The sequence below is a fragment of the Paenibacillus sp. J22FR5 genome, from assembly GCF_059691975.1.
The window spans coordinates 123,176-147,000 of the sequence record NZ_JCAUAN010000013.1; the positions used below are offsets into that span (position 1 = coordinate 123,176).

General features: G+C 38.5%; 21 protein-coding genes and 1 pseudogene. 21 read left to right on the plus strand and 1 reads right to left on the minus strand.

Annotation, left to right across the window (positions count from 1 at the left end):
- Positions 1 to 681: 681 nt before the first annotated feature.
- The 17 genes and pseudogenes from AC58P7_RS18110 to AC58P7_RS18190 all read left to right on the plus strand — a co-directional run bounded on the left by AC58P7_RS18110 (position 682) and on the right by AC58P7_RS18190 (position 16,597).
- A complete protein-coding gene (locus AC58P7_RS18110; RefSeq protein WP_497345223.1) occupies positions 682 to 1,005 on the plus strand; it encodes a helix-turn-helix transcriptional regulator in 324 nt (107 codons plus the stop codon).
- A 283-nt stretch (positions 1,006 to 1,288) separates the two neighbouring features.
- Positions 1,289 to 1,435: a GyrI-like domain-containing protein gene (locus AC58P7_RS18115; RefSeq protein WP_497345225.1), complete on the plus strand. Its 147-nt coding sequence runs from the start codon at positions 1,289 to 1,291 to the stop codon at positions 1,433 to 1,435.
- A 317-nt stretch (positions 1,436 to 1,752) separates the two neighbouring features.
- On the plus strand, positions 1,753 to 2,541 hold the full coding sequence (locus AC58P7_RS18120) for a hypothetical protein (RefSeq protein WP_497345226.1): 789 nt from the start codon (positions 1,753 to 1,755) through the stop codon (positions 2,539 to 2,541).
- Positions 2,538 to 3,515 carry an ABC transporter ATP-binding protein gene (locus tag AC58P7_RS18125; protein WP_497345228.1) on the plus strand — a complete coding sequence of 326 codons (978 nt, stop codon included), beginning with the start codon at positions 2,538 to 2,540 and terminating at the stop codon, positions 3,513 to 3,515. The genes AC58P7_RS18120 and AC58P7_RS18125 overlap by 4 nt, the downstream gene beginning before the upstream one ends.
- Entirely contained in the window at positions 3,505 to 5,295 is a 1,791-nt protein-coding gene (locus AC58P7_RS18130; protein ID WP_497345230.1) for an ABC transporter ATP-binding protein, read from the plus strand. Before AC58P7_RS18125 ends, AC58P7_RS18130 begins: the two co-directional genes overlap by 11 nt.
- A 1,059-nt stretch (positions 5,296 to 6,354) precedes the next feature.
- Positions 6,355 to 7,470 carry a 4-hydroxyphenylpyruvate dioxygenase gene (gene hppD / locus AC58P7_RS18135; protein WP_497345232.1) on the plus strand — a complete coding sequence of 372 codons (1,116 nt, stop codon included), beginning with the start codon at positions 6,355 to 6,357 and terminating at the stop codon, positions 7,468 to 7,470.
- 17 nt (positions 7,471 to 7,487) lie between these two features.
- Positions 7,488 to 8,441, plus strand: a complete 954-nt coding sequence (locus AC58P7_RS18140) for a hypothetical protein (protein ID WP_497345234.1) — start codon at positions 7,488 to 7,490, stop codon at positions 8,439 to 8,441.
- A gap of 4 nt (positions 8,442 to 8,445) precedes the next feature.
- Positions 8,446 to 9,711, plus strand: a complete 1,266-nt coding sequence (fahA, locus tag AC58P7_RS18145) for a fumarylacetoacetase (RefSeq protein ID WP_497345236.1) — start codon at positions 8,446 to 8,448, stop codon at positions 9,709 to 9,711.
- Between the two features lie 118 nt (positions 9,712 to 9,829).
- Positions 9,830 to 10,987: a homogentisate 1,2-dioxygenase gene (locus AC58P7_RS18150; RefSeq protein WP_497345238.1), complete on the plus strand. Its 1,158-nt coding sequence runs from the start codon at positions 9,830 to 9,832 to the stop codon at positions 10,985 to 10,987.
- 70 nt (positions 10,988 to 11,057) lie between these two features.
- Entirely contained in the window at positions 11,058 to 12,779 is a 1,722-nt protein-coding gene (locus AC58P7_RS18155; protein WP_497345240.1) for an aromatic amino acid hydroxylase, read from the plus strand.
- A gap of 21 nt (positions 12,780 to 12,800) precedes the next feature.
- Complete coding sequence (locus AC58P7_RS18160) at positions 12,801 to 13,496, plus strand: CoA transferase subunit A (RefSeq protein ID WP_497345242.1); 696 nt, start codon at positions 12,801 to 12,803, stop codon at positions 13,494 to 13,496.
- A 30-nt stretch (positions 13,497 to 13,526) separates the two neighbouring features.
- The gene (locus AC58P7_RS18165) at positions 13,527 to 14,210 is read left to right on the plus strand and encodes a 3-oxoacid CoA-transferase subunit B (protein WP_497345244.1); all 684 of its coding nucleotides are present in this window, start codon (positions 13,527 to 13,529) and stop codon (positions 14,208 to 14,210) included.
- 32 nt (positions 14,211 to 14,242) lie between these two features.
- A pseudogene (locus tag AC58P7_RS18170) lies at positions 14,243 to 14,335 on the plus strand (thiolase family protein); the annotation flags it as partial.
- A 156-nt stretch (positions 14,336 to 14,491) separates the two neighbouring features.
- Positions 14,492 to 15,022: an NUDIX domain-containing protein gene (locus tag AC58P7_RS18175; protein WP_497345246.1), complete on the plus strand. Its 531-nt coding sequence runs from the start codon at positions 14,492 to 14,494 to the stop codon at positions 15,020 to 15,022.
- Between the two features lie 66 nt (positions 15,023 to 15,088).
- On the plus strand, positions 15,089 to 15,571 hold the full coding sequence (locus AC58P7_RS18180) for a DUF2975 domain-containing protein (RefSeq protein ID WP_171690456.1): 483 nt from the start codon (positions 15,089 to 15,091) through the stop codon (positions 15,569 to 15,571).
- Positions 15,572 to 15,581: 10 nt separating this feature from the next.
- Positions 15,582 to 15,800, plus strand: coding sequence for a helix-turn-helix domain-containing protein (locus AC58P7_RS18185; protein ID WP_004434885.1), 219 nt, complete (start codon positions 15,582 to 15,584; stop codon positions 15,798 to 15,800).
- Positions 15,801 to 16,048: 248 nt separating this feature from the next.
- Positions 16,049 to 16,597 carry a VanZ family protein gene (locus tag AC58P7_RS18190; protein ID WP_497345249.1) on the plus strand — a complete coding sequence of 183 codons (549 nt, stop codon included), beginning with the start codon at positions 16,049 to 16,051 and terminating at the stop codon, positions 16,595 to 16,597.
- 271 nt (positions 16,598 to 16,868) lie between these two features.
- Here the strand turns inward: AC58P7_RS18190 and AC58P7_RS18195 are convergent, their stop codons facing one another.
- Positions 16,869 to 18,206 (minus strand): S-layer homology domain-containing protein, encoded by a 1,338-nt coding sequence (locus AC58P7_RS18195; RefSeq protein ID WP_497345250.1) that lies wholly within the window; start codon positions 18,204 to 18,206, stop codon positions 16,869 to 16,871.
- A 711-nt stretch (positions 18,207 to 18,917) separates the two neighbouring features.
- On the opposite strand from AC58P7_RS18195, the gene AC58P7_RS18200 reads away from it, so the two are divergent.
- Genes AC58P7_RS18200 through AC58P7_RS18215 form a run of 4 tightly spaced genes read left to right on the plus strand, consistent with a single transcriptional unit; the run spans position 18,918 to position 23,799 of the window.
- Positions 18,918 to 20,213 (plus strand): class I SAM-dependent methyltransferase, encoded by a 1,296-nt coding sequence (locus AC58P7_RS18200; RefSeq protein ID WP_497345252.1) that lies wholly within the window; start codon positions 18,918 to 18,920, stop codon positions 20,211 to 20,213.
- A gap of 17 nt (positions 20,214 to 20,230) precedes the next feature.
- The gene (locus AC58P7_RS18205; protein WP_497345254.1) at positions 20,231 to 21,250 is read left to right on the plus strand and encodes a hypothetical protein; all 1,020 of its coding nucleotides are present in this window, start codon (positions 20,231 to 20,233) and stop codon (positions 21,248 to 21,250) included.
- Between the two features lie 53 nt (positions 21,251 to 21,303).
- On the plus strand, positions 21,304 to 21,546 hold the full coding sequence (locus AC58P7_RS18210; RefSeq protein WP_497345256.1) for an acyl carrier protein: 243 nt from the start codon (positions 21,304 to 21,306) through the stop codon (positions 21,544 to 21,546).
- A gap of 51 nt (positions 21,547 to 21,597) precedes the next feature.
- Positions 21,598 to 23,799, plus strand: coding sequence for an amino acid adenylation domain-containing protein (locus AC58P7_RS18215; protein ID WP_497345258.1), 2,202 nt, complete (start codon positions 21,598 to 21,600; stop codon positions 23,797 to 23,799).
- Positions 23,800 to 23,825: the final 26 nt, after the last annotated feature.

Below are 23,825 nucleotides of genomic sequence, written 5' to 3' on the forward strand. Positions count from 1 at the left end.
GGATTTCATCCTGTAGATAGTATGAAGAAGTGGATGGAGGAGGAGCCGGTAGCTTGGGGATGGGGAACTCGGCATGCATCTATTAACAAAATTGGAAAGTAGTAAGTAGGGGGTGAACAGACTAGCTTACGACTGCCGTTGTCAAGTGACAAGAAAATAGACCGGTAAGCATCCGCAGAAATTGCGGATTTTTTTACTTTATCGGAATAAATTCTTGTCATTTCTCAAAGACAAGAATTTGTTCCGATTGCCGATCGAGGCCAAGAATATGTACTGGTTACCGGTACCGGTTGACAAGAACATTATCTCATTCACGAAGGATTGTAGGAAGTTGGAAGCCCATCGATTAAACCGGGGGACGGGCAGTAGAACGTGGTGGTATTTATGATAAGGTTCTCTGCGCTGTCTGTAACGGCAAGTTGTAACAAGGTAGACTACATTAAGTACATACCTATATAGAGGATTTTATAAAAGCAATATCGAACATGATATTTCTGTGCAAAGATTGCAAGGTTCCATTTCCTGCCACCCCCTATAATCAAACTTGAAAGGAGGATCTGAATGGATTGGCTGGACCGCATGAATAGCGCAATGGAATATGTCGAATCACACTAGTCTGAAGAAATTGATTACGATCAAGTGGCTAGAATTTGCTGTTGCTCAACTTACCACTTTAATCGGATGTTTTCGTTCATAACCAATGTGCCGCTCTCAGAATATATTCGGCGCAGGCGGCTGACCCTTGCCGCATTTGAGCTGCAACAAAGCGGTGCAAAGGTCATCGATATCGCTTTGAAGTATGGTTACGAATCACCTGAGGCATTTTCCAGAGCGTTCAAAAAAATGCATGGAGTGATGCCAATGTCAGCGCGCGACAAAGGCGTTTCACTCAAAGCCTATCCTCGGTTATCCTTTCATATTTCGATTCGAGGAGATATGGAGATGAACTACAGAATAGAGGGAAGACAAGCTTTTGAAATGTTCGGCGTATCGTGTAATCAATGACGCTGGAGATTCATTTGAGCAGCCATTTGTTGAAGTACCTGCATTTTGAACCCAGTGTGTTTCCGATGGAATCGTCGATCGAATTCGTGCCGCCGCGGGATTGGGGGGAAATGGCCAGATTCATTCGGTATTGTACAACCACCAAGGCGAGCAATTTTCCTACATGATCGGTTATTTCTTACCCCAAAGTAGCTTGCCGGGTTGAAAAGCTTCAAATTCCCCTCAAACTTACTCGATTTTCCCAACCGGCCACTACCCTGACGGACAGAGCGGTATTCATGAATTGTGGCGGCGTATTTGGGGAGAATGGTTTCCGAGCTCTAATTACGAATTCGCAAACGGTCCCGAGTTTGAAATGACTTACGATCGTGGCAACAATATGTACGAAATGGAAATCTGGATCCCTGTCGTTAAGAAGTCTGCATCTTAGAACAAAGAGCAACACGAGTATCTACACTTCGTGTTGCTCTTTTCATGAAATTCGGTTCATTTAAATTTTGAGACATATATCATATCCATGAGCTAGTAGAGTTACATTTGAAGCGAAACGATATGGCATAATGTTCCAATAAATGGTATCATGGATTTTGTTTTAGAATTGTATGCGGTTTCTTTCGTTAAACATGCTTGTCAAGACAGGAAATCAGAATAGATTAATATGAAGGGAGATTCGACTAATATGAATGAACAAAGTACTAAAAATAAGATAGCTTGGGAACATCGAGCATAAAGGTCAGGTGAAATAGTATGGTAAAAATAAAGTACCGAAATATCATTGATTTATTTGTAATTGCTCTGCGTTGTTCGCCTATTGCAACTTCAATTATTTCTTTCAACAATCTTCTTCGAGGTGTAATGCCAGCTATACAAGCCCTTTTGTATGCTAGTTTTATCAACACTACTTTAGCTATATTTAACGGCAGTGAAAACCACAATGCCATATTTGGGCCAATAATCGGAATCATGTTGGTTATCATCTATACTTATGTTAATGAAACTGTTCAAGACGTGCTGAGTACAATGCAATATAATGCTATTTCATTAAAATATGTTAGTGCATTAACGGACAAGTGTGTAAGACTTTCATATAAAAATGTGGAAGATCCTAAAACATGGGACTTGATTTTACGTACCTGTATCCAACCTACTCCTCAAGACAATTTTAGTAAGTATTTTACGGCGATCATTGAATTTTTTGTAATCGCTATTTCAATTGCCTCAACCATTTTTCTTATGGCTACAATTGAATGGAAACTGGCCATCGTTATTATCCTCTTAATCATTCCCATTGCGATTGTTTCCATCAAAGCTGGGCGAATTACCTATACCGTTTCAAAAGAATTTTCGTTTATTGACAGACTTGCCAATTACTATGGTAATGTTTTGTATCAACGGGAGTTTACTGAAGAGCGTGCCCTCTTCGGATTTACTAAAGTTTTAAATCAAAAATATGTAAAACTGAAAACAACAAGTGTAAACAAACGAGTGGAAATTGCAAAATTCAATGCAGCAAAGTCCAAAGGTGTGTCTTTATGATTGGTTTATTGCTTTTCCCTCTGAAAACAGGTGCGTTAAGCATAGGAATGTTTATTGGCTTGGTAAACATCATATTTAGTCTGATTTCATCCTTGAGCTGGAGCCTTTCTCACAGAATAAGTGAATTGGTAGAGGGCTCACAATATGTGAGAGATGTGCAAGATTTTTTGATGCTTGATGAGCAAGAAAATGCTTCCCACGAGCCAATACCTATCAATGAAATTAACTCTATCGAATTTATAAAGGTAACCTTTAAATACCCCAATACAGAGAAATACATACTCAAGGATTGTTCCTTTGAGATTAAGAAAGGAATCAATTATGCATTTGTGGGTGTAAACGGGGCGGGAAAATCAACGATAACCAAACTACTTACAGGAATGTATGACAATTACGAGGGCACCGTACTCATTAATGGGAAAAATCTGAAAGATTACAAATTACCTGAACTAAAGGGGATGTTTTCAATTGTCTTTCAAGATTATGCCAAGTACTATGTTAGCGTTAAGGAAAATGTAATGCTTGGAAATGTTTTGGAAAATAGTTCAGATAAAATAAAAAAATGTCTTGAATCTATGGATTTGCACGAGAATACTTTCGCAAAGGGTTATGATACAGATCTAGGTACGATAAGAACAAAAGGTTCGGATATTTCGGGTGGTCAATGGCAAAGGGTAGCGATTGCAAGAACCCTTTATTCTAATGCACCTGTTTACATTATGGACGAACCGACTGCCTCACTTGATCCAATGGCAGAAAGCAAGGTTTATCAAGCATTTAAGCGTATTAGCGAAGGCAAAACATCGATATTAATCACTCATCGTCTTGGAGCGGCCAAAATTTCTAATGAAATATTGGTACTAAGAGATGGAAAGATTGAAGAAAAAGGAAATCACGATGAACTAATGAGAATAAATGGTATTTATGCAACCATGTATGAAAGTCAGAAGGGGTGGTATGCTGATGAAAAATAATATGAAAGATATCAGCCTTTTCTATGTCATTGTTCAGGTGATGATTGCCATTGTCAAGTGTTCACCTGTATTGTTTATCTTTTTGAGCTTGCTGCTGTTAGTAGAGGGGATGGGTTTTGGAGTCATGCCCCAGCTTACTGCGAAATTTTTAGATTCTGCAACAGAACTTTCAAAAGGCTTAATATTTTTCAATGAAACTGTAAAAGCACTGATATTTTTAGGATTAGCAAAAATTATTGTTGAGTTGGCAAATGGAACTGACCGGGTAGTATGGAATATTGTTTTTCAAAGAGCAAATATCCACTTCCACAAAAAGATTAACGAAAAAGCTGCAAGGATTTCGCCTTCCGACTATGAGGATACAGGACTCCACGATTACATTGAAAAAGCAAACAGAGGTAAGGATAATTTAGTATTTGGAATAGGCAGTGTGCTAATGAGCACTGTTTTCTTTAAAATACCTGCATTTATTTATCTTTCCTATTATCTTTACTCTATTAAACCGTTTTTTTTGTGGATCATCCCACTGATTTTCGTGCCCGCTTTTTTTACACACTTTGTAAGCATAGGATTATACGACTCGTTGGAGGATAAAACTGCACCTTATCGACGGGAAAACGAACACTACAAGAAATGTATTATGGACATTGAATATTTTAAAGAAACACGCTTTTTAGGTGCTTTTAGTTACTTTAAACAGTTGTTTGTTGATACCCAAATGCAAATCAATTCAATTTCACTTAAGACCAGCATACGTAAAAATGTTTTGCGGACTTCATTAAACATCATAACGATTTGCGGGTATGGAGTCATTCTGTATATACTGTTTACCTCTGTTCTCCAAAAACAGATTTCTCTTGGAGAGTTTGTAGCCATTTTTGCTTCCCTTGGCTCATTGTACGAAATCTTGCAACGATTTTTTAAAAATGAAATTGGGCAATCGGTAAAAGGTTTACCAGCAATCCAGAATTTTTTTAGATACTTACATTATCCAGAACGAGAAGGCAAGGACAAGGATATTTCTTATGGCGATATTACCCTTCAAAATGTATCTTTTGCATATCCAAATTCAAACAGAAAGGCATTGTCTAAGATTAATCTAACCATAAAAAAAGGGCAAACTGTGGCAATCGTTGGCGAAAATGGATCTGGCAAGTCTACCATGTGTCGCCTAATTACAGGGCTTTACCTTCCAACAGAGGGTGAAATTTTTATCGGAGATGATAAAACAGCGGATATTTCGTTAAAAAGTTTGTTTAGAAAAACATCTGCTTTGGTTCAAAATTTCACAAGATATAAAATGCCCCTGGGTGAAAATATATCCATCAGTGATATTGCCAAAACCTATGAAGTCTCGGACTTGGACAAATATTGCAAAATGGCAGGTTTTGATGATGACTTGAAAAACCTTCACAACGGATACGAAACCGTTTTGGCCAGAGATTTTGGCGGCATAGATTTGTCTGGCGGCCAATGGCAGCGGGTAGCATTGGCCAGAGGTTATTTCAAAGAAAGCGAATTGATGATCCTAGACGAACCTACCGCCGCCATTGACCCACTTGAGGAGACAAAAGTTTACGAACGTTTTTCAGAACTCTGCAAATACAAAACAGCCATTATTGTTACTCATCGCCTAGGCTCGGTTAAACTAGCAGATACAGTGATTGTATTAAAAAACGGAGAACTTGCAGAGCAAGGAACACACGGGGAATTAATGGAAAAAGGTGGAGAATACTACCGCATGTACCAAGAACAAAAAAGCTGGTATGAAAATGTGTGAACTCAAGCCTGTTGAGTAACCAGATACTTGATTTGGAGGATGCGATAAATAGCTGTACTTTTCCAAAACTCCAGCAACGGCGATCATTTATTCTGTTTGAATGGCCAGAACGCGCACTGAGGCATAACACGAGAAGAAAAATTAGGATATGATTGAACTAACGGATGAATATGGAGAAAGTTCAGAATATATCAAGTATGTATGATGTTCCAGATGTAAAAAAAGCATTTGAAATAAAGGAGTTCCCTACAATTCTGGTTTTTGATACAGATAAGCTCATATTATAAACGACTGACACAGCGGAACTTGAGGAAGTAGAAGAGGAATAAAATATAATCATTTAGAAGAAGGACGTAAATAAGGGAAGAAAGTTAATCCCGCAAAAAATTGCAGATTTACTAGATGTAGGGTTGACAAGAACATTAGCTCATTAATTGCCGCGTAATACGCGGCTTTTTCATTTTATGGGATCAAGTTCTTGTCAAAACCTAATGACAAGAACTTGATCTCATTCCCGCCTGATCTGGTTAAAGATTTTTTGTTACATTAACGGAAGTATTGGAACTAGTATAAAATCTATCCAATCTCCAAAAGATCTGATTTTTGATTGCACCAGTTTTGTTAACTGTCCGTAGGATTTTCTAATCGAACATAATGGTTCTGTCAGATAAACAGCATCACCCATCATTAATAGATTCAACTAGGAGGATACATCCACATTGTTCTCTGTTTGTTTTCCACAAATTGATCCGAATGGCCTCTCAGGGAAGTTACACGTACCATAACACTTTAGTTAAAGTCAACACAAAAAAGGCTGCCTCAAAACTGAGATTGTTAACTTAAGGGGCAGCTTTTCTCAGTTTGTCTTTGTCATCTTGAACGATAAATTCATATGCTTTAGAAGGACGAAAATGGCACTCTACAAGCATTTTAACAGGTTAAAGCGGATGTGCGTCGATACGTGTATACATTGTCGTATGTTTTTGCAGGATTTTTTAAATCGCACTATACTCAAAATAAAGGAAAAGGATATTATTCCCAAGGAGGCTGTAATAAATTATGAAAAAGGAAGCTTTGAACAAAAACAAAGAGCAGCAGGATTTCTTCCCGATTCATGACTTTGATTATGTCGAATTTTATGTTGGGAATGCTAAGCAAACAAGTTACTTTTTAAGCAGAGCTTTTGGATTCAAGATTATTGCTTATGCAGGGTTGGAAACCGGACAGCGGGATAGAGTTTCTTATGTGCTCGAACTGAAGAAAACCCGGTTTGTCGTGTCCGGTTCGTTGAAAGATGATCATCCGATCAGCGATTTTGTGAAAAAGCATGGCGAAGGAGTAAAAGACATTGCACTTCGTGTAGAAGACGTTGAAAAGGCTTACATGGAGGCTATCTCCAGAGGGGCTATCCCGATTCTAAAGCCGCAAGTTTTAACGGATGAAAACGGTATAGTTATAAAAGCAATTATAGGAACTTACGGCGATACGGTGCATACGCTTGTGGAGAGAAAGAATTACAAGGGGATTTTTATGCCTGGTTATCATCAGGTTGACCATGTGATTCCTTATGAGGAAGCGGGCCTGATTGGCGTCGATCATGTTGTTGGAAATGTGGAACAGATGGAAGAGTGGGTTTCCTATTACGAGAACGTCATGGGTTTTACGCAAATGATCCACTTTGATGATAAGGATATCAGTACGGAGTACTCGGCACTCATGTCGAAAGTCATGCATAATGGGGGACGAATTAAATTCCCTCTGAACGAACCGGCAACCGGAAAGCGCAAATCGCAGATTGAAGAGTACCTTGAATTTAATCATGGCGCGGGCGTTCAGCATGTAGCGATATTGACCAACGATATTTTGGATACCGTGCAAAAGCTTCGCGTTAACGGCGTAGAATTTCTTGACACTCCGGATGCCTACTATGAAATGCTTTCCGCCCGGGTAGGTACGATCGATGAAGACATTCAAAAACTTCAGGAAAATAAGATTCTGGTTGATCGTGACGATGAAGGATATTTATTGCAAATTTTCACAAAGCCTATCGTAGACCGTCCTACTTTATTTTTTGAAATCATTCAGCGCAAAGGATCAAGAGGCTTCGGCGAAGGCAATTTCAAAGCATTGTTTGAATCGATTGAAAGAGAACAGGCCCGTCGTGGGAACCTGTAATCTTAGGAGGCGCGGAGATGTACCCGAGCGTTCGGCTTTTTATGGAGAAGCTAATTGATTATGCAGGACTTTTTCCTCCGGCAGGGCTGCCGATTGAAGCTGCAATCCGGAATTACCAAGTATATAGTCTCGATCAAGATAGCTGGATGTTAGGTAAATTTATCATCCCTGTCACACGGATGCACGAGTTAGTCCCTTATTTGCCTAAGTTTTCAAAAGAAAATCAACTCATGCTGTCCGTCATTGGGAATCGAAGCCGAGAAGCCGATGAATGTATGGAGCTGTTGACGGGAAGTTTCGAGAAGATTCAATCGTTTAGGAATCAATATCAAGCAGTAGCCCGGATTGATGTACTCGATTTGCCGTTACCTCCGATTTCCTTACAAGATCATCTTCTAGAGGCGATCGGAAGAGGGACATCAGAGCTTGGCTTGCAGATATTTTGCGAATTGACACATGAGTTAAATGTGGATTGGAAAACAAGAATGATTGCTAGTTTAAATGAAATTGCTGCATATAATGAAACAAGCGGATATAGGCTTGGTATAAAACTAAGAACCGGAGGCGTTACGGCCGAAGCATTTCCTACAGCTAATCAGGTTGCCTTTGTTCTGGCAGGGTGCAGAGACAGAGATCTCACACTTAAATTTACAGCAGGGCTGCATCATCCTGTTCGCATGTACCGCAATGATGTAAAAACGAAGATGCATGGATTTCTTAATGTGTTTTTTGCGGGATTATTGGCAAACTCGCACAAGTTGGAGATTCAGAAAATCGCGGAAATCATTGAAGACGAGCATCCGGATAGTTTCAAATTTTCAAGTGACGGCTTGCATTGGAGGCATCTCTCTATGACTTCTTGTGAAATCCAGGCCTATCGCAATGAGGGATTAAGCTCTTATGGGAGCTGCAGTTTCGACGAACCGCGTGACGAGATGCGAGAATTTCAATTACTGGAGCAGAGGAGTTAATCGCATGGTCCGTTCTTTTATTGAAGTGGAGCCGCATTCGCATTTTCCTATACAAAACCTGCCATATGGTGTATTCCGTCCCCTTAAAGGCGGACTACCGCGAATCGGCGTTGCAATCGGGAATTATGTGCTGGATCTGGCCGTGTTAGACACCGCCGGCTGTTTTGACCAGACGGCAGTGTCCGGTAAAAACATTTTTAGTCAATCGTCATTGAATGCGTTAATGTCCTTTAGCCGTCCAGTTTGGAAGGAGCTTCGTTCAACCATTGGGCGGCTGCTGGATGCGGAAGAACCGGCATTACGTGATAATGAAGAACTACGAGGCACAGCCATGTATGTTCAAAACGAGGTAGAGTTGCTGCTGCCTGTAGAGATTGGCGATTATACGGACTTCTATGCTTCAAAAGATCATGCAACTAATGTTGGCAGCATGTTCCGTGGCAAGGAGAATGCGCTTATGCCGAATTGGCTGCATCTGCCCGTGGGTTATCACGGGAGAGCCAGCTCCATAGTTATCAGCGGCACGGATGTTCGTCGCCCGCAAGGACAGATGAAGCCGCCGGACTCGGCTGCGCCAATATTCGGATTGAGCCGTCAGCTGGACTTCGAATTGGAAGTGGGCTGTCTGATAGGAACAGGAAATGAACAAGGTCTGCCGGTCTCGATTGAAAAAGCCGAAGATTATATATTTGGGCTTGTACTCGTAAATGATTGGAGCGCGCGGGACGTCCAATCATGGGAATACCAACCGCTAGGACCATTCCTGGCTAAAAATTTCGCTACCTCCATATCGCCATGGGTCGTGCCTCTTGAAGCATTGGAACCATTTCGTGTTCCTGCTCCGAAGCAGGATCCAGAACCGCTTCCATATTTGCGGCAGAGCACTCCGGGTTCTTTCAATATCCAGTTAGAGGTTTTTTTGCAGAGCGATTCCATGAAGCGACCGGACCGTATCTTAGCCAGCAACTTCAGCTATTTGTATTGGACGATGGCACAGCAGATCGCTCATCATACGATAGGCGGCTGCAATTTACGGCCCGGGGATTTGTTGGCTTCCGGTACGATTAGCGGTCCTGATAAGGATTCGCGAGGCAGCATGTTGGAATTGACATGGCGTGGCAGTGAGCCGCTACATTTGGATAATGGTGATGAACGTATTTGGCTGGAGGATGGCGACTGTTTAACGATGACCGGCTGGTGTCAGGGAGACGGCTACAGAGTCGGGTTCGGAGAGGTGACCGGCCGTGTGCTGCCGACCGTTCTAAGCTGATGCTTACGAAGCAAGTTTTCTTTCCACATAAGAATTTATAAGTTTCCGGTACTCGGAAGAACAAATTCTTATTGGCGATAAAAGTTTTTCTCACGAAAACTCTTAGGAGGAAGGTAACATGCCTTTTTATCACCGTATGGGTGAAATTCCCAAGAAAAGACATACGCAGTTCAAGAAACAAGATGGTTCTTTGTACCGGGAACAGGTCATGGGTACGAAGGGTTTCTCGGGCATACAGTCTACTCTTTATCATCATTCCGCTCCGACGGACATCGTTAAGGCCGATATCTACGCTCCCTTCAAGCTAGAGTTCGAAGAACAAGGAGCGTTGACATGCAGGCACTTCCTGGCCGGACAGTACTTAGATACAGGAGATGCGATAAACGGCAGGCACTACATGCTTGGAAATGAAGATATTTTAATATCCGTTTCCAATCCGACGCAAACCATGGATTATTATTATCGTAACGGAGACGGGGATGAATTGTTGTTTGTTCATCGAGGGACGGGAAAAGTTGAGTCTATGTTTGGTAAACTCAGCTACCGTCCAGGGGACTATATCGTGATTCCAGTGGGCACGATTTATCGAATCGTTCCGGAGCCAGGTGAATCAAAATTTTTAAGCATAGAAACGAATAGTTGGATAAGCACACCGAAGCGCTACCGAAACGAGCATGGACAGCTCCTAGAGCATAGCCCTTTCTGTGAGAGAGATATTCGGCTCCCTGAAACTTTGGAAAGCCATACGGATGTCGGCGAATTTGAGGTTAGAACCAAAACCAGAGGGTATTTGCACTCTCATACCTACAACTATCATCCACTTAACGTCGTAGGTTGGGACGGATATTTGTACCCTTATATTTTCAACATCGGAGATTTTGAACCGATTACAGGTCGAATTCACATGCCGCCACCGATTCACCAAACGTTTGAAGGGAATAACTTTGTCGTCTGCTCGTTTGTTCCGAGATTGTTTGATTACCATCCGGAATCCATTCCGTCTCCGTATTTTCATAGCAATGTGGATAGTGATGAGGTGCTTTACTATGTCGAAGGCAATTTTATGAGCCGCAAAGGCATTAAGGAAGGCTCGATTACCTTGCATCCGTCAGGAATTCCTCATGGACCGCATCCTGGAAAAATTGAAGCCAGCATCGGTAAAAAAGAGACTTTAGAGTTAGCGGTTATGATTGATACCTTCCGTCCTTTACGTGTGGTGAAAGGAGCTGCACAATTAGAGGATCAAAATTATCCATACAGTTGGGTTCAAAAATAGCCGGGGAGCCGCAGGAAAGTGGACACTGTCATAGTAGAGGGCGAATGAGTAAGAAGAGGGAGTTGTTGAAATGAAAATAATTCCGACTCATTTAAAACCATATATAAAAGAGCAACATTATGATAGGTATACACCCATTGATCATGCCGTGTGGCGTTATGTCATGCGTCAGAATCATCATGCCTTATATCATAAAGCTCACTCTGCATTTGTAGACGGACTATTACAGTCAGGTATTGAAACAGAGAAAATACCTCGTGTGTCAGAGATGAATGAGTGTCTTTCGAAAATTGGATGGGGCGCGGTTATTGTAAATGGACTTATCCCAGGCTCTGTATTTTATGAACTGCTGGCGAGCGGAATTTTACCTATCGCAACAGAAATCAGAAAATTAACTAACATTGAATACACGCCTGCTCCGGACATTATTCATGAAGCGGCAGGGCATGCACCCATCTTGTTTGATCCGGAATATAGGTCGTATGTGCAAACAATCGGCTCGATCGGCGCAAAAGCTTTTTCCATGAAGGAAAGACGAGAAGCATTCGAGGCGCTTCGGCAATTAACGATAGTCAAGGAGGATCCAAAATCAACGGTTGAAGAAACAGCGGCTGCCCAAAAATTAGTTGAGGAAAAACAAAATGCGATCATCGGATTGTCGGAAGCAGAGAAATTATCCCGTTTATTCTGGGCTACGGTTGAATATGGACTGATAGGGGACATGAATAATCCGAAAATTTACGGCGCCGGTTTATTGTCTTCCGTTGGAGAAAGCAAGCATTGCTTTACAGATGCGGTAGAGAAATTGCCGTACTCCGTTGAAGCGTGTATTGAGAGCCCAAAAACTGTGACAGAGATGCAATCTAAATTATTTGTTTGTAAAAGCTTTGAAGAATTAATGGAAGGCGCCCAATCTTTAGCGAATACGATGGCATTCCGAGTTGGCGGAACGGAAAGTTTAGAGAAAGCGCTGCGCTCGAGAAGTGTTGCCACCTTCGAATTCAATTCGGGTATCAGCGTAACAGGTATCGTCCATGCTCTTGTAAAGGATAAGAACGGTGAAGCGATCTATGTGAATACAACAGGTGAAACAGCTCTTACTGTTAATAACCAACAATTGAAAGGACATGGAAGAGACTATCATGCCAAAGGATTTGGTACTCCAATTGGCATGCTGCAAGGAAATATTGCATTAGAAGCGTGCGATGTTCAAGCACTTGAAAATTTGGGTATGGTTGAAGGAAACTTCGTTGATATCTTGTTCGTTAGCGGTATAAGCGTTTCTGGGCGAATTATAAGTATCATAACAAATAATCAAAAAGCAATCTTAATTTCATTCGAGGATTGTACGGTGACGTTGGATGGAAATGAGCTATTTAAGAAGGAATGGGGCACTTATGATATGGCAGTTGGATCGCGAATTGTTTCAGCATATCCTGGTGCAGCTGACCCTGCTTCCTACTTTAGTACGACCCTTCAGCAAGCTGAATTTATGAAAGAGCCGCCTTCTTCTCTAACCGAATTAGAAATTCTATATCAGAAAGTTGCAACAATAAGAGTGAAAAACACCTTCACCGACGAATGTATTCAAATGCTTGGTGACATTTATCATGAACTTCATCGTTCTTATCCCAATGACTGGCTATTACGGTTAGAGTTACTTGAATTAGCTGCGTCCAAACTTGAATTGAAACAATTAGAATTACCGATTAAAGAAGAATTGAATGAATTAAGTAAATTGGCTTCGTTTACTAACCTAATAAAAAATGGTTTCTCAATCATTTATGTGTAAGGTAAAAAGGAGAGGACAGCGATGAATAAACTTATTCATTCTGTGGAGGAAGCCATACGGGATATTCGGGATGGATCCACGCTGGTTGTTGGGGGATTCGGGTTGTGCGGCATTCCAGAGACGCTTATAGAGGCTTTGAAAGTACAAGGGACTAATCATCTAACCGTGGTCAGTAACAACTGCGGCGTGGACGATTGGGGACTTGGCCTATTGCTAGCCAACAAACAAATCAAGAAAATGGTATGTTCCTATGTCGGTGAAAATAAAACGTTCGAGAAGCAGTTCCTAAGCGGCGAGCTGGAAGTGGAGCTCGTACCGCAGGGGACGCTGGCGGAAAGAATCCGAGCTGGAGGTGCAGGCATTCCAGGCTTCTATACAGCGACCGGGGTAGGCACTTTAGTCGCGGAAGGCAAGCCGCATGAGACGTTTGACGGACGCACATACATTTTGGAACGGGGCATCGTTGGCGATTTTGCCTTAGTCAAAGCATGGAAAGCGGATCCGCTAGGCAACCTCGTTTTCAGAAAAACTGCCCGTAACTTTAACCCGATCGCGGCAACTGCCTGCAAAGTTACGATCGTGGAAGCGGAAGAAATAGTAGGCGTCGGAGATCTGGATCCGAATGAGATTCATACGCCGGGTATCTATGTGCAGCGCGTTGTGAAGTGCGTCAGCAACGTCAAACTGATTGAGCGCCTCAAGGTGCGGAGCGTATAAGTTAATGCTTGCGAAGGAGGAAACTACGACATGAGTGATGACCGTATAAAAATCATAATGCGTGCCGTTCAAGAAATCCAGGACGGTATGTATGTGAATCTAGGGATCGGCATGCCGACCATGATTGCAAGCTATATTTCGGAGGATGTCCACGTGATGCTTCAGTCCGAGAATGGGCTGCTTGGCATCGGTCCTTACCCGGTGCAGGGCGAAGAGGATCCAGATTTGATTAACGCGGGCAAAGAAACGATTACCGCCATGCAGGGGGCTGTATACTTTGACAGTGCAGAGTCTTTTGCTATGATTCGCGGCGGCCACGTGGAGCTGGCGATTCTTGGCGGTATGGAAGTAGCCGAGAATGGCGACCTTGCCAACTACATGATTCCAGGCAAAGTGGTCAAAGGGATGGGCGGAGCGATGGACCTCGTCAGCGGGGCAAAACGTATTGTCGTGATCATGGAGCACGTCAACAAGTTCGGTGAATCAAAAGTTAAAAGAGCGTGTACACTTCCACTAACAGGAAAAAGTGTTGTTAACCGTCTTATTACGGATTTGGCCGTGTTTGACTTTAACGAGAATGGCATGATTCTGGTAGAGTTACAGCCTAACGCCACTCTGGAAGAGGTAGCTGCTAAGACCGAGGCGGCTTACACTGTGTCTCCGCTGCTAATTAATGAAGTATATGCAAAACAAAAGGGGAGAACACATGAATAAAGAAGTCGTTATCGTCAGCGCGATTCGTACCAATCATGCTGGCCTCACGTGCCGTACGGCTCGGCGATGCCGAAGTCGTAGTCGCAGGAGGCATGGAAAGCATGAGCCAAGCGCCATATCTGATGAGCTGTCCAATGACACAAAAGTGCCTACATAAACCAAGTCGAAAAAGCTTTCCAAGGACATTGCCGAATCAAGCTTTTATTATTGTCGGGTGACAGAACATAGTCTATTTAAAAGCCGCGTAAATCGCGGATTTTGTATTTTATGGGATCAAGTTCTTGTCAAAGTCTAATGACAAGAACTTGATCCCATTCCCGACGGATCCGATTGAAGACTTTCTATACGATAATAAGATACTTTTTATTAAGAAAAAGCTTAATAATATAGGTATTTACTACACATTACCAGGTGGCGGGCAAGAATCAGGCGAGACAATGAAAGACACTATTCTACGCGAATGCATTGAAGAATTAAATATTAATACTGGTATTGATAAATTGATTTGTGTTAGAGAATATATTTCTAACAATCACGAGTATTCTTTTTTAGTTAAACAAGTGCATGCTATTGAATTCATCTTTTATTGTACATTTGATGCTGAACATAAGATTAGTCATTTACAGAATGATGTTGCACAGATTGGGTTTGAATGGATAGATATTTCATTGATAATTGCGGCTTTGCAACAAGATAAAGAAAAAGATGATCTGAAGTTCCCTCAAACACTTAGAGATTTTTTATTTGAATATTACATATCTCAAAGTATAGAACCATATTCAATTTTTATTTTTATAAAAAAACGATATTAAATTATTGTAAAACGATAAATTTTGTTGTAAAGTAAAAACTGACATTAAATAAGTGAGGTGCAGTTTATGAAACGAGGAAAAACACTCTTTTTGAAGATAGCTGTTATTCTTATTGGAATCCCAATTCTCGCTTTGTGCATATTTTTAGTGCCTAAGATTGGGAATTTTGCTGGAGAATTGTATCCAGAAACGGCTTATATGAAATCTCTCGTTTTAATCGATATGTACGCAGCAGCGATTCCTTTTTACTTTGCTCTGTATCAAGCTTTTAAACTTTTAAGCTATATTGATAAGAACCAAGCGTTCTCGGAATTATCGGTAAAAGCTTTAAAGAATATAAAATACTGTGCCATCACAATCAGTACCTTGTACCTGCTAGGTATGCCACTCTACTATCTCATGGGGAAGAGAGTTGACCCTCCAAGTTTCATACCAATGGGATTGGTCATTATTTTCGCCTCTATGGTGATCGCCGTTTTTGCTGCTGTTCTCCAAAGACTTTTACAAGAAGCTATTAATATAAAATCAGAAAATGATTTAACTGTCTGAGGTGGAGCATATGGCAATTATTATTAATATTGATGTGATGTTAGCAAAACGAAAAATGAGCGTAACGGAGCTTTCGGAAAGGGTTGGAATTACTATGGCGAATCTTTCCATTCTGAAAAATGGGAAAGCAAAAGCGGTTCGTTTTTCAACATTAGAAGCGATATGTAAGACTTTGGATTGTCAGCCAGGTGATATTTTGGAGTACAAAAGCGATGAAGACACTCAATAAAAACAGACAACAAATTAATTTAACTAACGGGTCACAATAGTTAAACAGTGAAGGGCTGCCGTGGCAGCCCTTCACCCCGTTAACGGGCAGGAGAACGTGGTAATGCTCATGGAAATAAGGAAGGAAATTTATCACAATTCTCTAATTATTGTTTGAGTTTGTAGTGAAGAAGAGCGTATAACCGTGAACTTAATTTATAAACTGAACGTCAGAGAATAAACAGGGATGAAATGAAAAATGGAGGTATTATGAATAAACGAGAACGAATTAAAACAATCATTTTATATGGTGTTTTCATTTGTTACATAGTTTTTTTAATTAAATTATTGTTCTTATCAAGAATTTCATTTTTGGAGATGTTTAATAGTCAAAGGACTTTAAATAGGTCAATCAATCTTATTCCTTTTTATAGTATAAAGGAATATATACTTGGCGGTTCTGCGACTATAAAAAAATTCGCTTTTAGTAATGTGGTTGGTAATATAGTTATTCTTATTCCTCTTGGTACTTATTTGTCATTGTTCAAAAAGGACAAAAGAGTAATAACCAATCAGTTGTTTATATTCTTTGTGAGTTTATCTGTTGAAATCACTCAGGGGCTTTTAGGCATCGGAACATCAGACATTGATGACATAATTTTAAATTGTTTGGGTGGATTGATTGGTATTTTAGGGTATAAGTTTTTAGCGTTTATATTACGAGAAGAGAAAAAAGTACGTACCGTAATCACAATACTATCTGCTATAGGATTACCTGTTATATTATATTTATTATTCATGGTGAGATTGAGACTCTGAATTGCGCTAACGCAGAACGAGAGTTCAATAAAAGCGGCGTCTAGGATTTATTTTTCGGTAAGGCTACCGCTTTTTCTATATTCAAGCCAGTCTACCACATATTTTTAAGAACCTGATGATTTCTAACCACAATGAGCGGCGCGCTGGATCAGCATATCCCAGTCTAATACATTATTTTCACTGGACATCTATGAAATTGAATTCTGAATTATGCTTGTATATAAAAAACAGTTGATCGGGAGAATAGGTCCCGGGCAACTGTTTTTATTTTTTATTTATAATCACCTAGCAGATAATTGTAGAAGGGTTCGTCCACCCAGAACTTATAGGAGTCGACGTTCAAGCTGGCGTTGATTTTCTTTAGGCCAGTAACAACTTCGTCAGATTTATCGCTTAGTGAGAAGGACTGTGCATAATAATGGCCTTTACTGACTTTATTGTTAGCAATCACTTTATAGTCTTTCACATCGGATAATGAATAGTAGAGTGGCTGCCACCAGGAAGAATAAATGAGTCCTGTCTGGTCATTACTGTTCTTTTTAGCATATTGGAAAATGACCTGCTGGAACTTGTTCTTTTGCTCAGCGTTATCGAATTCGAACTCAATGTCGTATTCCTTGGCATAGGCTATGAAATTGCCGTTCTCGATTTGGACGACTTGATAATCATCGGATTGTGTCGGCTCGCCCCATTCTTTCAAATAGATGAAGGCAGATGTTTTGGGCTCCAACTGTACTTTCGCCTGGATGTTCTCGCTGCGCATCAATCCAATTAACTGAATTGCATGCGTAATGTCAGAATGTCCATAGGTGAGAGATTGCTTTGGATCAAAGTTTGCATCGAAACGAGAATCCTTCAAGTTGTAGCCGGTAATGAGATTCTTTTTCAAGGCTTCATCGAAGACAGAACGCAAATCTGTTGATGAAATTAGATCCTCCGTACGCCAGGCATCGTTAATTTTACGGAAAATATCATCATCGGAAGTCGTTCCAATATAATGCTTGTATTGTCCGTTGAAAGTCAGAATCTTACCAAGCAGTTCGCTAGCAAAGCTTTGGCTAGCCGCAGCATCCGCTTCGAAACCAGAAGAGACAAGACCAGTATCAATTGCGGCGGCCAGCTCTTGGGCGGCTTGCAGCGTTAATTGATTGTTTTGATCGTAATCAATATGTACTTTAGCCAGAGCGGCCTTGATTTTATCCTTGGGATAGGTATAGGCGAGTTCTTTCAAGCCGGAGGCTTTTAAAGCTATGAAAGTCGCCTGCAGCTGGGTAAGCGGCTGATCACCCTGCAGCTTGCCTTCGGATAGAATACCTTTTTCGTGTAAAGCAAGCGCTGCTTTGTAATAAGGACTGTCCTTTTGTAAGTCTGTAAATGCATTGGTTTGATCTTTCGCTTCCGCTTTCAAGATGCGGTTCACTGCGATAACGAAATCGCCTTTTGATAAGGAGTCTGACAAGGTGATGGCATACTGATCATTCAAAAACTGCTTGTATGAGACTGTTGAATCACTCGCTGCAGCCGCACTGCTTAATGTGTTTACTGAGGATAGGAGGACAGCTGTTAAAATGGCTATTTGCAAGGGTTTGCGGGATTTCAATGGTTTCATAAGAATGAAACACCTCCGAATTTTTTTAATTCATATAGGAATAGTATGGTTTATTGAAATATATCAGTTAAAATTATAGGTGTCAATAAATAATGGTTGACGTTTAGCGGCGCTGCAGCACAAAAGTAATTTAGTGGTAAGGGAATGAAGGAAGAAATAAACCAATGTAGCTCCTTTTTTTACGCATAAATTGGTATACTATATAACTTTCTAACACACTATGATAGGTGTATCTTTATTATTGATGATGATATTTATGATGATGATGATGTTAGTCCCTTGAGCTGAATATAAATACCAAATGGACCGCAACTGCCTGATCGAGAGCCTCCGTCATTATTTAGCTCCTATCATCGATTAATATCTTTCAGAAAAGTTAAATATTTTATTGGGATTACGTTTTATGCAACTTTACTGGGATTATATGAAAGATTTCTTAAGAAATTGAAAGAAATTACAATTGGAATTATCGTTTTTTTTGGTATTATTTGGATTAGTGGGATGGATACCCGCTGGTACTTTGGAAAAGTACTCATACGACTCATCCACAAATTAAGAAAAACATCCCAACCGCTATTCTCACCACCGGTTTCGTTAGAAAATTATGCCATCACTACATAACTTCTCCAACTCACATAATTATCGTTGGTTGAAATTCTAAGAATGAGTGAGAAAAAGCGAGAAACATTAAAATATAGTGGGAGGATATCTATGGATAAAAAATGTGATTATTCGTGTATAGGTTATTCCAATAGTGAGGGAAGTAAAGAGTTCGTTATGAACTTTGAAACTAAGGCTAGAACAACCCCCAATAACATTGCAATTCAGTATGATGAGCATCAGCTAACCTATAGAGAGCTTGATGAAATGATTAGCGAATTATCTGCTTACATCAAGACCCAATCCAATTTTATAGAAAATTTCCCTGTTGGTATTCTACTTACTGAATCATTTGATCGTAGCATTGCAATTATAAGTATTTTAAAAGCTGGGTATAAATTCATTGTAATTGATCCGGAAAATGATGAAGAACAAATAAAGAGAATGATTAACACTGAATCAATAGGTGTCATAATTTCAAGTGTGAGATTTATTAAAACTTTAAATAATTCTCAATGGGAATGTAACGGATTTAATAGCTATATCTGTATTGACAGCGATGATGTTTATTCAGTAGATGAGTATGAAAAAAATAAATTAATGAATAAAAGATTATGGGAATACGTCGGAAATAATTCAATTGATGATATTACTGGAGGTGGATGGGTTAATAGTTATACAAAAGAAAACTTTACTCATAAGGAAATGGAGGAATATTCAAATAATATATTAGTAAAAATTGATCCATACTTACACAAAAAAGCAAAAGTGCTGGAGATTGGTTGTGCTTCAGGATTAAGTATGTTTAAAATCGCTCCATATGTTGATTTGTATTACGGAACAGATTTATCAAATATCATTATTGAGAAAAACAAACAAAGGTTAACTAAAGAAAACATAAAAAATATTAAGCTTCAATGTTTGCCAGCACATGAAATTGACAAACTTGAAGAAGGGAACTTTGAAATTGTAATTATGAATAGCGTGATTCAATTATTTCATGGACTTAACTATTTAAGAAAAGTTCTTATTAAATCAATTGAATTACTTGGGGAAAAAGGGGTGTTATTTATCGGGGATGTGATGGACTTGGAAACAAAACCGGAACTGTTACAATCATTAGTCGAATTTAAACAAAAAAACATTAATTATCATACAAAGACTGATTTATCCGAGGAAATGTTTGTCCATAGAAAGTTTTTTGAAGATCTGAGATGTGAACTTAAAGAAATAAAGAATGTGTATTTTTCAAAGAAACACCACACAATTGAAAACGAACTAACAAAATTTCGGTATGACATTATCATTGAAGTAGATAAGAAAGAAGAAAAAAGCATTGAAATTTTAAAACACAAAAATCAATATGGTGTCAACTTAATGAAGAAAATAAGTAGTACGTTAACTTAATTAGCGGAGGATTTCAAATGAAAGAGAAAAAGCTAGAATTGATCGATCCCCCAATAAATGGGTATATGATGTACGGTTATCATCTATCTATCACTTTACAACATAAAGAAACATTACCGTGGTATTACTCAAATTTTATAGAACTATTTGGAGATATTAATTCCTTTAAAGAAAACCAAGCTCCTATTCACTTCAATAACGGAGGATTAAATGCCAACCCTTTTTTAAATAAATACCTTAAAATCTCTAGAAATGAATTTATTAGTGGTGAAGAATCAATTGTTGAATTTGTTAAAAAGAATTTACAGTTAAATTTTTATTTTAATACAAATGTTGATGAATACTATATACCAAATCTTCAATATGGGGGATATGAACCTCTTAATCACCAAGTACTGGTCTACGGGTTTGATGATGAAAAGCAAATATTTAATATTATCGGTTACAAACAAGACGGTCATTATGGAGAAACGTTCAGTTCATATAAAGATTTCGAAATTGGATTTATGAATGAATCATCAGTTCCGAGCAGTCCAATAAGATTGCTCAAAATGGATCATGAAGTAAATTATAATTTCAATCTAACCAAAGTAATAGAACAACTAAATAATTATTTAATTGGAACTAAACCACAACAATTTCTATCTCCGTTGGTTGTTGAATTACCAGGTGTTGAAGTCATGTATGGTATAAACGTTTATGATTATTTAGTTTTAGCCATAGAACATTCTATTCTAGATATTAGAGGATATCATACATTAATGGAGCATAAAGCATGTATGCTATCTCGATTAAAATACATTCAGAATATCTATCATATATCGTTAAATCATATATATCTAGAGTATGAAAATATTCATAGGGACACCAGGGTTCTTAAAAACTTGGTACTGAAAAATCAATTACTTCTTGCAGATAATAAATATCAAAGTCCAGATAAGATAGTATCATTAATTAATAAAATAAAAACAGACGAGAGAACATTACTTAATCGTCTAGTTGACTTATTAATGACCAATGCTGTCAAGGTAGAGTGAGCCACAAACCACAAACGTGGGTTGAAATTAATAATAGAGGAGAAGTGTTGATATTGGAACACGATCTATACCAAAAAGTAGATGCTCAGGTTAAAAGTTTACTGAATATTACACAAGATATTCAGTATGACGAGTACTTAGATAATAATGGGTTGGACTCTTTAAAAATGATGAGTTTGATTATTAATTTAGAAGAGATTTTCGATATTACTTTTGATGACGGAGATTTACTATTTGAAAATTTTTCGACAATTGAGAAGATTGTCGAACAGATAAACAATTATTTGAATAAATAATGGTCAGGTTAATGAGCAGCGGATTTTAACGATGACGGGGGTTTAATCGAAATGACTGAAGAGCATATAGATCTTTTTAGTTATAATCATCTATTTACTTCTCAAAATACTCTTCCTTTAAAATCGAGTTTATTACATCATGGTGGGGAGTTCGAAACTTATACAATCAGAATCGATAAAAAATATATGGAGAAAGTTCAAGGAATTGAAAAAATATCTAAAATTCCAGTTGAAACTATTTTGAAATCGGTTTGGGGTATATTAATGCACAAATATAATCATGAGGGGGATGTAATTTTTGGCTGTTTCGATAATGAGGTCAATATTTCAAGTGACAAAAATATAACTTATGCTCAATTACTAGAAGATATCAATATTAGAAATTCAATAAATAATAATTCTTGTAGGGAATATTTCAATGATAATAATCTTGGTCATTTTATATTAATACTAAATAAAGTATTTAGCTTTTCTGATCGAAATAATATGATTGATCAATGTAAGAGAATTGCTGTTACTAACCTGTGTTCCTGTTTTGTAATCATTGAATTAGATGAGGAATTAATTATAAATCTAACCTATAATCCAGATGTTCATGAACATTATGTCATTCATAATATGGAAGGCCATTTTTTGAAGATTATTGAACAAGTTTCAGATAATATTTACTTAAAATTAAGTGAGATTCAAATTATTACTGATAAAGAAAGAGATCAAATAACCAATGCATTTAATAAAACTACAGTTGATTTCCCGTTTCACGATCAAACAATAATAGATATGTTCCAAAAACAAGTTAAGCTAACCCCAAATAAAACAGCAATAATTAACAATGAAATTGAGTTGTCATATGCCGACTTGGATTATATGACCAATGCATTAGCGGAAATTTTAATGTCAGATAATTCTGCCAAATCACAACAATTAATAGCTATTATTTTGGAAAGAAGCCATTATTTGATGGTTTCTATTTTGAGCATTTTTAAGGCTGGATATGGATTTATCCCGATAGACCCAGCTCTTCCGGATAATAGATTAAAAGAAATTATTATTGATGCCAATATTACAACAATAATAACAACAAAAAAGTTTAATGAAAGAGTTTATAAATGTTTAGAGGATCTACCTATTAAAATAGTCACAATAGATGACCATACTGATTTGTTAATGGAGGAACAAAATAAGGCATTTAATAAAGCTAAGGTAAAAGAAAATGATACTGCCTATGTTCTATATACATCTGGTACAACTGGAATGCCTAAAGGTGTAATCATAGAGCATCATTCGTTAGTCAATTTATTCAAAGGGATGGAAAAAGAGTTTGAATTTAGTGATAATAAACGAATTTTGTTACAAACGTCAATTTCATTTGATATTTTTATAATAGAAGCATTATTTCCATTAACAATAGGTTTATGTATTGTAGTTGGGGATGCGAATCTTCAATTTTTCCCCCGTCTTATAAACAATTTTATTAAAAAATATGATATTGATATTATCCAAATGACGCCATCCAGATTGCAATTCATATTGAATAGCGTTCCCAATTTGGTGGCCTTCTCGCAACTTAAAAAAATCATTCTCGGAGGAGAGAAGTTTCCCGAAAAACTATTGAATGATTTGGAATTAATAACCAGTTCTAGTATATATAATGGCTATGGACCAACAGAGGCGACTATCTACACCACCATGAAAAAAGTTTCTTCTTCGGAGGATATAAATATTGGTAAACCATTACCCAATGTAGAGGCGATTATATTAAATCAAGACGGGAATATGCTTCCTGTAGGTGTGTTAGGTGAACTCTATATTAGTGGAAAGGGTTTGGCGCGCGGGTACTTGAACAGAGAGAAATTAAATAATGAGAGATATATAATTCATAATGGAAAAAGAATGTATCGGTCTGGTGATCTTGCCAAATGGCTGCCAGATGGAGAAATTGCACTAATCGGTAGGAAAGATAATCAAGTTAAAATTAATGGAGTTAGAATTGAATTGGGGGAAATTGAATCAATTTTGACTAATCATGTAAGTATTAAAGAAGCGATAACTAAAGTATATAATGATCCGCTTGGGCAGAAGTATTTATGTGCATTTTATGTTTCAGTGAACGGATCAGAATTACATGACTTAAAGCAATTTTTGTTGCAATTCTTGCCCTCATATATGATTCCTGAGCATTTTAAAAGAGTTGAAAAAATGCCTCTCACACTAAATGGAAAAGTTAATAAAGAGGCTTTGTATTGGCAATAAGATTTCCCCCCCCAGCCGGTAATGAA